The organism is Levilactobacillus yonginensis (assembly GCF_003946265.1).
In the GTDB taxonomy this organism is placed as follows: Bacteria; Bacillota; Bacilli; order Lactobacillales; family Lactobacillaceae; genus Levilactobacillus; species Levilactobacillus yonginensis.
Genome location: NZ_RHNO01000018.1, coordinates 1 through 11,698 on the forward strand (window position 1 = coordinate 1; position 11,698 = coordinate 11,698).

General features: G+C 48.9%; 10 protein-coding genes. 5 read left to right on the forward strand and 5 right to left on the reverse strand.

What is annotated here, in order from left to right; genetic code table 11:
- Positions 1-347 precede the first annotated feature (347 nt).
- From EKM87_RS09290 to EKM87_RS09305, 4 genes are all read right to left on the reverse strand, one after another.
- Positions 348-764: a MerR family transcriptional regulator gene (locus EKM87_RS09290; RefSeq protein ID WP_125684068.1), complete on the reverse strand. Its 417-nt coding sequence runs from the start codon at positions 762-764 to the stop codon at positions 348-350.
- A 279-nt stretch (positions 765-1,043) separates the two neighbouring features.
- Positions 1,044-1,853, reverse strand: coding sequence for a sugar-phosphatase (yidA, locus tag EKM87_RS09295; RefSeq protein ID WP_125684070.1), 810 nt, complete (start codon positions 1,851-1,853; stop codon positions 1,044-1,046).
- 4 nt (positions 1,854-1,857) lie between these two features.
- Complete coding sequence (locus EKM87_RS09300; RefSeq protein ID WP_125684072.1) at positions 1,858-3,222, reverse strand: HD domain-containing protein; 1,365 nt, start codon at positions 3,220-3,222, stop codon at positions 1,858-1,860.
- A 20-nt stretch (positions 3,223-3,242) separates the two neighbouring features.
- Positions 3,243-4,073, reverse strand: coding sequence for a lipoate--protein ligase family protein (locus EKM87_RS09305; RefSeq protein ID WP_125684074.1), 831 nt, complete (start codon positions 4,071-4,073; stop codon positions 3,243-3,245).
- 887 nt (positions 4,074-4,960) lie between these two features.
- Here EKM87_RS09305 and EKM87_RS09310 point away from each other — a divergent pair.
- The 3 genes from EKM87_RS09310 to EKM87_RS09320 all read left to right on the forward strand — a co-directional run bounded on the left by EKM87_RS09310 (position 4,961) and on the right by EKM87_RS09320 (position 7,884).
- A complete protein-coding gene (locus tag EKM87_RS09310; RefSeq protein WP_125684076.1) occupies positions 4,961-5,401 on the forward strand; it encodes a DUF1934 domain-containing protein in 441 nt (146 codons plus the stop codon).
- Between the two features lie 44 nt (positions 5,402-5,445).
- Entirely contained in the window at positions 5,446-6,105 is a 660-nt protein-coding gene (gene rpoE / locus EKM87_RS09315; protein WP_125684078.1) for a DNA-directed RNA polymerase subunit delta, read from the forward strand.
- 171 nt (positions 6,106-6,276) lie between these two features.
- Positions 6,277-7,884, forward strand: a complete 1,608-nt coding sequence (locus tag EKM87_RS09320; protein WP_125684080.1) for a CTP synthase — start codon at positions 6,277-6,279, stop codon at positions 7,882-7,884.
- A 696-nt stretch (positions 7,885-8,580) separates the two neighbouring features.
- On the opposite strand, the gene EKM87_RS09325 is transcribed toward EKM87_RS09320, so the two are convergent.
- Positions 8,581-9,000, reverse strand: a complete 420-nt coding sequence (locus EKM87_RS09325; RefSeq protein ID WP_125684082.1) for a MarR family winged helix-turn-helix transcriptional regulator — start codon at positions 8,998-9,000, stop codon at positions 8,581-8,583.
- A gap of 140 nt (positions 9,001-9,140) precedes the next feature.
- Here EKM87_RS09325 and alsS point away from each other — a divergent pair, with 140 nt between their 5' ends.
- Both alsS and budA read left to right on the forward strand, forming a co-directional pair.
- On the forward strand, positions 9,141-10,817 hold the full coding sequence (gene alsS, locus EKM87_RS09330) for an acetolactate synthase AlsS (RefSeq protein WP_125684084.1): 1,677 nt from the start codon (positions 9,141-9,143) through the stop codon (positions 10,815-10,817).
- A gap of 14 nt (positions 10,818-10,831) precedes the next feature.
- Entirely contained in the window at positions 10,832-11,542 is a 711-nt protein-coding gene (gene budA / locus EKM87_RS09335; RefSeq protein WP_125684086.1) for an acetolactate decarboxylase, read from the forward strand.
- Positions 11,543-11,698 lie beyond the last annotated feature (156 nt).

The following is an 11,698-nucleotide window of genomic DNA, read 5'->3' on the forward strand; positions in this document are numbered from 1 at the left end:
TTCCTCAGTGAGATACTGTTTAGTGTACACAAAATTTCGAAACATTTTTATTTACAGAGCTTGACTAAACGTAGGAAAATGAGTCTGAGACAAAATTCTAAAATTTGAACTAGTAAGTGGTGTTAATTGCCGATTCGTAGCAATTAACACCACTTTTCTCTAATAAAAATCTTACCAACTTATTTGGTGAGATTATCATCTCGTGGCTTTACCGCCAATCATTAGACGGTTAGTTAGTAGATGCTTATCGTTGAACCAACTGGGCGACAAAAAAATCGAGGTACCAACCAACGGGCACCTCGAAACTAGGTTTGCTTCATGTCAATTTGCCTCATCCGGTCCAAATTTTAGATGACCTGATCATCTAATTCGCCGATTTGTTCAATCATGGTTTCTAACTCACTATGTGAGAGGGTGGAACGAGTCAGTGCTTCAGCCATTTCATCGGTCAGTCCTGAGAGGGCCGCGTAGAAATGCTGATTGTCGATGAACTGGGTGTGTTTACCCGTGATAAAACGTAAGGTATCTGCGCAACAGGTGGCGCTTACATTTTCCGAACGCAACTGTAAGATGTGTTTGATTTCTGCGAGAGGAAGGCCCGCTCGCTTCAAACTATGAATAATTCGGTAAGTCGCAAGGTCACTTACTGTGTATTGACGGTAGTTACGGGCGGTTCTTACGGGAACTAGCAAGCCAGCCTTCTCGTAAAACCGCAGTGTATCTCGACTACACCCCACCTTAGCCGCAAATTCAGTCATGTTCATAATCAATCATCTCCTCTGATTGCCGTTAGGATAACACGCTGGCCCACTAAAGGTTTAAATAACGCGGTTAAATCCCGATTTTTAACCGAGGTTCGTTTAGTTTATAAAAAAATCGACTTATCTGCTTGGCGGGTAAGTCGATAACACTTGTAATATTTTGGGTAATCATAGCATTGGTAATTTCCTATAGGTCACCCAAAAAATACTATCCAAAGTCACGCCGAGTTTAGTCGGGTTCGTCACTTAGAGATAGTATTTTCAATGACTTAGTAAGGTGGTTTAGTCTAATGCGTACTTACGAATGGCAGCAGCTACACCATCCTCGGCGTTGGTCAACGTGACCGCTTGGGCGGCTTCTTTGACTTCGTCGATGGCGTTGCCCATGGCGACACCTAAGCCGGCGTATTTGATCATGGTCAAATCATTGCCTTGATCGCCTAGGGCCATGACGTCAGCTGGCGTCAGGCCTAGTTTGGTGACCAACTCGTGGAGGGTGTTCCCCTTGCTGGCGTTTTTGTTCATGATTTCCACGAAGTAGGGTTCACTCTGTACGACGTAGAACCGATCCTTCAGGTCCTGGGGAATCAACGGTACGATGCGGTTGATTTCTTTAGGGTCACCCACGAACATGGCTTTAGAAATGGTCAAGTCACGGCTCATTTCGCTGGGGTCGCGGTACCGAATGAACATCTTGACCAGGTAACTTTCACCAATCGTGTAAGCACTGATGTTTTTGTTGGTGGTGTAGATGTAGTCGGGCGTTTCAATCTGAAAATTGATTTGGAGTTTCCGAGCAGCGGCTTCTAAGTCGACGTAGTTATCATAACTAAGTGAGTGGTACGTCAACACGTTGCCAGAGACAGTTTGGGCTACCGAGCCGTTGAGTGTGATGGCATACTGTTCATCACCGTTGATGCCTAAAGCATCCAGGTAGGGTTGGACCCCAGCCAGGGGCCGGCCGGTACAGAGGACGACTTTGATGCCTTGTTTGAGGGCGGCCTGAACGGCAGTCACCGTTGCGGGAGCCAGTTCGTTTTTTTCGTTCAGCAGGGTACCGTCGATGTCGATTGCAATTAATTTGATGGTCATCTGGTTAAATCTCCTTGGGTTGAATGAGTTGGTTGTTTTGAATGTAACTCCCGAATTCATCGTAGATCGGTTGGAAAATTTCGGGTGCGTCGTCACCGGGATTCAACATTTCTTTCGGGAAGAAGAAGCGTTGATCCCCGCTGAATTTACCGCGAATGGCGTTGACCAGGTCGGACACCGTTGAAAGTTCAAGCAAGGTACCGTCTGGTTCTTGTAACTCAATCTGGGTCAACGGATACGTCATCTTTGGATCGTAGGCGTCATCGTATGGCAGATCATAGCTGTTGTCGGTGGCGGTGTAGTAGTCGGTGTTAAAACCAACTGAACGAATCATTTCTTGAAGTTGGGGTAACAGGGATTGCGTTTCAGCGGTGTACTCCGCACTTTTGAGCGGTTTGCGATCGAGGAAGCGGTGCGCGAGGTCGGCCAAAATTTCGTCCGGTGACTGGCGCCAGTGAATGAAGTAGGTCGTGAGGACACCGTCGTCCAAGTTTAAGTAGTCTTGGAGGTCGAACTGGTGATTGAAGAACGGTAAGAGGAGGTGGGGGATGAAACTTTCGTCACTTTCCCCGGCCTGATAAAGTTCGTTAGCCCGTCCCAGTAGGTGGTCCAAGATGACTTCCATGGCCCGAGATACCGGGTGGAAGTAGACTTGTTGGTACATTTGGAATCGACTGACGATGTAGTCTTCTACCGCATGCATGCCGTTCATGGCAAAGGCGATGCCGTCCTTGTAGGGCCGCATGACCCGTAGAATCCGGGTGAGGTCGAACGTTCCATACTGTGTGCCTGTGTAGTAGGCGTCACGTAACAGGTAATCCATGCGATCGGCGTCGATTTGACTGGAGATCATTTGAACGACCTGTGGGTTGGGGTACGTTTTTTGAATCACGCTTGCGACTTCGGCTGGAAAGGTTGGGCTCACCTGGCGTAAGACTTGGTTAACCTCGGTTTCCGGGGAAGTTAGGATTTCAACGGTGATGGCTTCATGGTCGGTATGGAAGATGTGTTCAAACGTGTGTGAGTATGGTCCGTGACCGATATCGTGGAGTAGGGCCGCACATAGTGCAGTCAAACGTTCGCCGTCGTCCCAACCGCCATCGCCCGGCGTTTTGGTCGGGTAGTTACGCTGGAAGTTGTCACAGATTTGGCGCGTAATTTCGTAGACCCCCAGGGAGTGGGTGAAGCGGGAGTGCTCCGCCCCATGGAAAATCAGCGAAGCCGTACCAAGTTGCTTGATTCGACGAAGACGCTGGAACTCCCGGGTGTTGATAAGGTCCAGAATAATTTGATGTTGTACGTAAATGTAATTGTGAACGGGGTCCCGGAAAACTTTTTCACGGGGCAACCGCGTTTCGGCGTATGTCACACTGATTCCTCCTTAACTTTTTATGGGGTCAACCGGGGTTGCCGGCGGGCCATCTGGGCGGTCGCATGTTCTAAAGAAGTTGTAAATTCAGGCGTCGCCATGGCGGTAGCCAATGATTCGTGGCCGATTGTGATTCCCGCCTCTTCCAATGCCGTGGTGAACCGCGTTTCAGCGTCGATTAAGCTGATGGGTTGCTTCAAAAGGTCGGCAGTAGTGGTCATGACGGTTGGGTCCACGTCAGGGAAGTCCCAGACGTTTTCCTCACCCGCCAGGCCGGCTTGATAAAAGTCCCGTACCAGGTGGCCACGAGCAGCTTGATTGCCATTTACGCCCAGATACAACATTGTCACTAAGGCGTGCGGACTGCGCCGTTGAGCAATACCGGCAATTTTAAGGCCGTTAACGCTAAGGTCGAAGTCGCCGGGACAATAGGAATTGGTGATTTCATAATGTTCTAAGGCTAGCTCGGGCCAAGCAGCGGCCACGAGGTCCATCATTTGGCTGTATGCAGCATCGACACTGAGTGGGGGCGTTGTGAGCGGGGCAAACAGGGAAACGTTAAGGACGCCACCATCGCTAACGACAGCTAAGCCCCCAGAGTTTCGCAGAACTACGTCATAGCCATGGCCTTGAACGGCTCTAATTGCCGCTCTAAGGTGGGGAAGCCGCTTATCCTTCAGTCCCATGATAACGGTGGGCTGCATCGTCCAGAAGTGCAGAATGGGCGTCTGAAGCTGTGGTACAAGGTCTAGTAGAGCATTGGTGTAACCAAACGCCTGATTCTTTTGATTAGCTGGGATCGGCGTTGTCACGGTCTGAATTTTGTCTGTGGGGAGGTCAAAGGGAACCATCGAACCCGCCTTCTTTCGTCCAATATCTTCAGTGTCCCATTATACTAGAAAACGCTTGCTACGTCATGGTCTGGACCATTCTTACCAAATACATAGGAATCGTCGGCTAAATATGATTGGCAACTCCGTCACGGCCGGCAGAAACTACGCCCGGTGAGGCAGACCTGGAGCCTAAGGAGCGGTCTCCAGGGCGCCTTTGAAGCTCCAAGCCCGAGTTTCAAAGGACGGCCAGTCCTCTAAGGCCGAGAACTCCGTCACGGCCGACAGGAACTACGCCCGGTGAGGCAGACCTGGAGCCTGAGGAGCGGTCTCCAGGGCGCCTTTAAACCTCCAAGCCCGAGTTTCAAAGGACGGCCAGTCCTCTAAGGCCGGGAAATTCGCCCGACCTTAGAGGACATCCACGGGGCTCCGTTCCTGCCAACCGTGACTCTGCGTGGTGAAAATATATTGGTGTAACAATCTAAATTAAAAAAATTGAAGTGTCGATCTCCATTTGGCTTAGAGAGCTAGTATTTGAAGAACTTCAATCTACTAGTTAATGCTTGTAGCTGTTTCGTTAATTTCATTCATTTAGGAGGGCTGACTAAAATATAACTGTGAATGATTTATGTGTGATAGGCGTCGTAAACATTAGCTGTAAGGACACTTCTCTGGGGCTCAGTGGTGAAATTATTCTTAGTTGGGGCGGTTTTCCTCAGCCTAAAATAAGGTTGAGCTTAAAGACTTGGCGTTTTTTCAAGGCTTCAAGTCGTGTCCACCACGTTCTAGTCCCAAAGAAGTGTCCGGTAAGGCGAAATTATACCTGTTGAGAAACGTATAAATAGTATGTTTTCATAGTTAAATGAACTATAATTAAAACAGACAATTCACGGAAAGGAAGTGTGCAAATGGATCAGTTATCAACGGGGGTGCCCGTCATGATTCACTTGGAAACGCACATTAAACAAAACGACGACGTTTCCGACTACCGCTTGGATGTGGATGGTCAGCTGGTTCAGATGGGGACTAACCTCTATCTGCGCTACCTGGAACCAAATAATGAGACCGGGGAACAGACACCAGTCACCATGAAATTCACGCCCGAGGGTGATGTGCATTTGACCCGTAATGCGGAAGCGGAGTTACGACTCCACTTTGTGAGCGGGAAGCGGGTTACGGCCCGGTACAAGACACCTTATGGCATTATGCCGATTGAAACCGTTACGCCATTTTTGGAAACGAGTTTCAAGGAACGGCCGTTCAGCGGTAACGTTAAAATTGATTACCTCCTGTATGCGGGAGAAGAATTGGTTGGTAACTACAAGATTCGATTGCAATTTACGGCATAAACGAGTATCATATTTCGTAGACTGTGGAAAGGACGTGCACCAGTTTGGAATTAAAAGTCTTTGAGGGCCAGAATAAAAAGGAATTATCAATGATCGAAGTTGCTCACGCCATTTTGTCTCAGCACGGCGACGTGATGGGGTTTGCCGACTTAGCTAACGCCGTCCAATCATACTTGGGCGACAGCGACGAAGAGATTCGTGACCGGCTGTCCCAATTCTATACGGATTTAAATGTCGATGGTAGTTTCATTTCTCTGGGTGATAACCTTTGGGGACTGCGAACTTGGTATCCGTTTGAATCCATCGATGAAGCAACGGTTCACGCTGAGGAAGATGAAGATCAACCTAAGCGTAAGAAGCGTAAGAAGGTTAATGCCTTCTTGGCTGACACGACAGATGACGATGATGTGATCGACTACGATGATGATGATCCCGAAGACGACGACAACAGCAGTTATGCTGATGACGACGATGACGATGATGACACCACCACCGGCTCAACACCAGACCTGGGCAAGCTCCAGACTGGGTTGGGTATCGACGACGATGACGAAGAAGACGGTTCGGAAGATATTCCGGACGGTATCGAAGACCAGCTTTCCCAAATGGAAACGCCGGACGACGATGACGACGAAAGTCTCGACTTCTCCGCTGACGATGACGAAGCCGACGATGATGAAGATGACGACGAACAACAGAAATAAATTTTCTAAGTTCGCTTGACCTCCTCCCCAAAAGCAGGTATTATATTTTTTGGGCTCCTTGCTACTTGGTAGTGAGGACAACTGGACGGTAAGCTCCCTATTCGCTAGGAATAGGGAGCTTTTTTTATGGTTTTCCAACCAACCCTAAATAATCTTACAAGGAGTTTGCACATGACCAAATATATTTTTGTGACTGGCGGCGTGGTTTCATCACTAGGTAAGGGGATTGTTGCCGCTTCCCTAGGACGGCTTTTAAAGAACCGTGGTTTAAACGTAACCATTCAGAAATTCGATCCGTACATTAACGTGGATCCCGGCACGATGAACCCTTATCAACATGGGGAAGTCTTCGTGACCGACGATGGGACCGAAACGGATTTGGACTTGGGTCATTACGAACGTTTCATTGACAACAATCTGAACAAATATTCCAACGTGACGACTGGTAAGATTTACTCCGAAGTTTTGGAGAAGGAACGTCGCGGTGACTATCTGGGAGCAACTGTGCAAGTGATCCCTCATATCACCGGGATGATTAAAGAAAAAATTATGCGAGCTGGCAAGACGCTGGGTGCAGACTTTGTGATTACTGAAATTGGTGGGACTGTTGGGGACATTGAATCACAACCATTCCTTGAAGCCATTCGGCAAATGAAGTCTGAAGTTGGTGACGAAAACGTGGTTTATATTCACACCACGTTGGTACCAACGCTGCACGCCGCACACGAAATGAAGACGAAACCAACGCAACATTCCGTGCGTGAACTGCGGAGCATCGGGATTCAACCAAACATTTTGGTAGTCCGGACGGAAGCCCACATTACGGATGATATGCGTCGTAAGATTGCCTTGTTCTGTGACGTGCAACCTTCAGCAGTTATTGAATCAATGGATGTGCCAACAATCTACTCAATTCCATTGTTGTTACAGGAACAAGGTTTAGACCAAATCGTCTTAGACCACTTCAAGGTGGAAGCACCAAAGGCTGACATGACAAAGTGGGCAGCAATGGTTGACCACATGCAAAACCTGACGCGGACAATCAAGATTGCGTTAGTGGGTAAGTACGTTGGGTTACATGATGCGTACATTTCGGTGGCGGAAGCCTTACAACATGCTGGGTACCCGGTTGATGCCAACATCGACTTACAGATGGTCGACGCTGAAAAGATTACAGAAGACACGGTTGCTGATATCTTAGGCGACGTTGATGGTGTCGTGGTTCCCGGTGGTTTCGGGGATCGTGGAATTGAAGGCATGATTACTGCCATCAAGTACGTGCGGGAACAAGATATTCCTTACCTGGGGATTTGCCTGGGAATGCAGATGGCCAGCATTGAATTTGCTCGCGACGTTCTTGGTTACAAGGATGCCAACTCAACGGAAATGGACCCTGAAACTAGCCACAAGATCATTGATCTGATGGCTGACCAGACGGACGTCCATGAAATGGGTGGGACCCAACGTTTGGGCCTGTACCCTTGCAAGTTGAAGCCAGGTTCGAAAGCTGCTGCAGCTTACGATAACCAGGCGATGGTGGAAGAACGTCACCGTCACCGTTATGAATTCAACAACCAATACCGCGACGAAATGATTGCCAAGGGATTGGTCTTCTCTGGGACTTCTCCTGACGACCATTTGGTTGAAGTCATTGAATTACCAGAAAAGAAGTTCTTCGTGGCAGCCCAATACCATCCAGAATTCTTATCACGGCCAGAACGGCCAGAAGGCTTGTTCCGTGACTTCATTGCCGCTGCTAGCAAGGAAGTTAAGGACTAAGTTTTAAATGGTTTAATCATTGAATAGAGGAAGCCCCACCACCAAACGTTGATAAAACGCTTGGTGGCGGGGCTTCTTTTTGTCTGTAGTGCAGATATATTAATTTAATTTTGTAAACGTTACTTGAATGAATGAGTTCAGCGGAAACGTTGTTTAAACTTTAATAGCACCAGATAACAGCCATAGCTTGCATACTTGTGAACGATAGTGTGATTTAAATTAAGGTCTAAAGATTTGAAAACACTGAATCACCAATTATGCTTGATACAACAAGGATTGGGTATTGTTGTTTAGTCAGAAATAGTGGGGAACTGCCGCCTGACTGTTTGCCAAGTTTGGACCGGAACGCGGTGGGAAGGACGGGACAAGTCAAAGGATGTGCCCCTCGCTTGCAGCCGCAAACCACGTCCTCGGCTACCTAAGTGCTTAGTGGAGCGCCAATAATACTGAATAAGTGCTGTCATCCAGGTATTTAAGCTAGCTTAGTTTCTAAGAACCCGTTTAACCGGAGGTGGTCAGAGGGTGGAGCCCGCTGTGTCGACGGTGTTAGCCGAATTTCGGCTTACAGCGTGGGACGTGTTTGGAGACTGGTGGTTTTCCAGGCTTCAAACCGATCCGAAGGACCGCTTTTCAGGCCGAAGGCGTTCCCCACAGCAGGCGGAATCTCTGACCGCCGCAGGTGGCCAATTAACCAGTTTATTTTTCAACGATACTAGCTACAGCGGCTTCGATGGCGGGAATCAGGGGGCTGTGTGCATCGATGCCGGTTTCATCAAACCGGGCCTGCCACCAGCTCCGACGAATAGTTTGTACCTGCTCAACCACGGTCTCCCCCGTGGCGGTCAGTGAGAGCAACTGGGCTTTACCGGTCCCAGCGGTCTTAGTCAGATAGGTTAAGTTTTGGAGTTTATTGACCTCTCTAGTGGTCAATCCCTTGTCGATGACCAGTGACTTGGCCACCTGGTTCTGATTAATACCGGGCTGTTCGTGAATCGTGAGTAACACGCAGGCTGCGGTAGGGTTCAGTCCCAGTTCGGCGAACGCCTCACGCGTATCTTTATAATATTTACGGTGCAGGATGGAAATGTCCTGAGCCAGGTAGCCTAAGTCTTTCATTTGAAACTCCTTTCGAAATGATGTGTTGACAAAACAACACAACCTGATTATCATGGTTATATGTTGACTTGTCAACACGAACGAATTTTTAAACTTAATTAGCAGAATAGAAGAAAATATATAAAAGCGAGGTAATCTCCATGGCAGACACGAAAACGGGTGCGCAAGCCCTAATTCAAAGCATGATCAATCAAGGAGTCAAGTACGTTTTTGGTATTCCGGGTGCTAAGGTCGATCAACTGTTTGAAGGACTCCAGTATAGCAAAGATCCACGGACTCCTAAACTAGTTGTCACCCGTCATGAACAAAACGCTGCACTGATTGCTGCGGGAATTGGTCGTTTGACTGGTAAGCCTGGTGTGGTAGCCACTACCTCTGGTCCCGGTGTCTCCAACCTGACGACTAGTCTGATTACGGCGACAGCCGAAGGGGATCCGGTTATCGCTCTGGGTGGTCAGGTTCCTCAAGATGACTTAGCACGATTGACTCATCAAAGCATCCCTAGCAAGGAATTGATGGATGCTGCCACGAAGTCTAGTGTGGAAGTCCAAAACGCTGACAGTCTTTCTGAAACATTTGCCAACGCCTATCAGACGGCCGTTGCCCCCAAGGCTGGTGCAACCTTCATGTCATTGCCACAAAACGTGTTAAGTGATGCAGTGACTCGTCCAGAAATTGGTACCGTGCCAGTTGTTAATCAGGGTGTCGCTGATGAAGCCACTGTGGCTAGTATCGTTGCTAAGATTCAGGCGGCTAAGTTGCCCGTTATCTTGGCTGGGATGCGCGCTTCAGCGAACGACGTAACGGCAGCTATTCGGGACTTGCTGAAGCGGGTTGATTTGCCCGTCGTTGAGACGTTCCAGGGGGCCGGCGTGGTGTCACGAGACCTGGTTGCCAACTACTTTGGACGAGTCGGTTTATTCCGTAACCAAGTGGGGGATAACCTGTTGAAACGCAGTGACCTAGTGATTACTGTGGGTTACGATCCCGTGGAATATGAAGCACGGATCTGGAATACCGACCGGACTGGTGAAGTCATCAGCTTGGACAGCGTGGTGCCAGAGATCACAACGGATTACCAGCCAGAAATGGTGGTTCACGCTGACGTTGCCAAGACCCTTGACGCAATTGCGACTAAATTGCCTAGCGACTGGAACCTGGCGCCGGCTGTTCAGACTGAACTGACCGACCTTTGGCAAAAGTTCACTGATCAGGCGGAAGTACCAGTGGCAGACGACGCCCACGGCATCCATCCGTTAGCCATTATCAAGGCATTACAGGCTGCCGTGGATGACGACACTACGGTCACCGCTGACGTCGGTAGTTTCTACATCTGGATGGCCCGGTATTTCCGGAGCTATCAGCCCCGGCATCTACTCTTCAGTAACGGGATGCAAACGTTAGGGGTGGCATTACCGTGGGCCATTGCGGCCGCGCTTGAACGACCAGGTCAACCTGTCGTCTCCGTTGCGGGTGACGGTGGTTTCCTCTTTTCCGGTCAGGAATTAGAAACGGCCGTTCGTTTGAAGTTACCAATCGTCCAACTCATTTGGGATGATGGGCACTATGACATGGTGCGGTTCCAGGAAATCGCGAAGTACGGGCACGACGCCGGCGTAGACTTCGGTCCCGTCGATTACGTGAAATACGCTGAGAGTTTTGGGGCCAAGGGTGTGCGCGTTGACCACGCTGCTGACTTAGCGGGTACGTTGGCCGAAGCGATGCACACTGATGGCCCAATCGTGATTCAGATTCCGGTTGACTACCGTGATAATCTTAAATTGAAGTCCTTACTTTTGGAAGACGTTTTAAACTAAAGGAGCCATGCAGAATGGATACGACAAAATTATTTCAACACGGGACGTTAGCCCTGTTGGTGCCGGGCCTTTTGACCGGGACCCTCACGATGAAAGAATTGCTTCAGCACGGGGACACCGGTATTGGCACCGGTGAAGGCTTGGATGGTGAGCTGATTATTTTAGATGGGCAACCCTATCAAGTCAACAGCCGTGGTGAGGTGAAGGTCGTTGGTGCCGACTTTACGTTGCCATTTGCGAACAGTCACTTTGCCGATTACCAACCCTTAATGACGGTGGAAAATGCCAGCAAAACTGCGTTTAATCAACAGATTCTGGCGTTAAGCAAGCTGGATAATGCGTTCTTCTCGGTCAAAGCAACGGGAACCTTTACCAACGTGAAGACCCGGGCCGTGGCTAAGTCGAGCCAGCCGTACCAGTCTTTAGCGGAAACCGCTAAGAATCAGAGTGTTTTTACTCGGGATAGCGTTCAGGGAACCTTGATTGGCTACTACTCACCGCAGTTATTTGATGGCATTGCGGTCGGTGGTTTTCATCACCACTTCCTGGCAGATGATCGGAGCTTCGGTGGCCACTTGCTGGACTTTGAAACGGTGACTGGTGAAGTCAGCGTTCAACCGTTCAGTACGTTGGAACAACACTTACCCATTGATGATCCGGACTACCGAGCCCACGACTTCGCTGAAGATAACATCAAGGAAGACGTGCATCAAGCAGAGGGTTAACCAAATAATCATGAATTTAAACAGTGTCGCATTATTGCTCAGGTTTACTGGGCAGTAATGCGGCATTTTTTGGTAAAGGACACTACGCTTTTTCCAGTCGTGGGTGTATTCTTAATACGTAAGTGGTTGCAATTTTTGATTCTAAAATAGCACAAG

Excerpts from the sequence above, each read along its gene's own strand:
- EKM87_RS09290 (WP_125684068.1), bottom strand. The coding sequence starts at position 764 with ATGAACATGACTGAATTTGCGGCTAAGGTGGGGTGTAGTCGAGATACA.
- yidA (WP_125684070.1), bottom strand. The coding sequence starts at position 1,853 with ATGACCATCAAATTAATTGCAATCGACATCGACGGTACCCTGCTGAAC.
- EKM87_RS09305 (WP_125684074.1), bottom strand. The coding sequence starts at position 4,073 with ATGGTTCCCTTTGACCTCCCCACAGACAAAATTCAGACCGTGACAACG.
- EKM87_RS09310 (WP_125684076.1), top strand. The coding sequence starts at position 4,961 with ATGGATCAGTTATCAACGGGGGTGCCCGTCATGATTCACTTGGAAACG.
- EKM87_RS09320 (WP_125684080.1), top strand. The coding sequence starts at position 6,277 with ATGACCAAATATATTTTTGTGACTGGCGGCGTGGTTTCATCACTAGGT.
- EKM87_RS09325 (WP_125684082.1), bottom strand. The coding sequence starts at position 9,000 with ATGAAAGACTTAGGCTACCTGGCTCAGGACATTTCCATCCTGCACCGT.
- alsS (WP_125684084.1), top strand. The coding sequence starts at position 9,141 with ATGGCAGACACGAAAACGGGTGCGCAAGCCCTAATTCAAAGCATGATC.
- budA (WP_125684086.1), top strand. The coding sequence starts at position 10,832 with ATGGATACGACAAAATTATTTCAACACGGGACGTTAGCCCTGTTGGTG.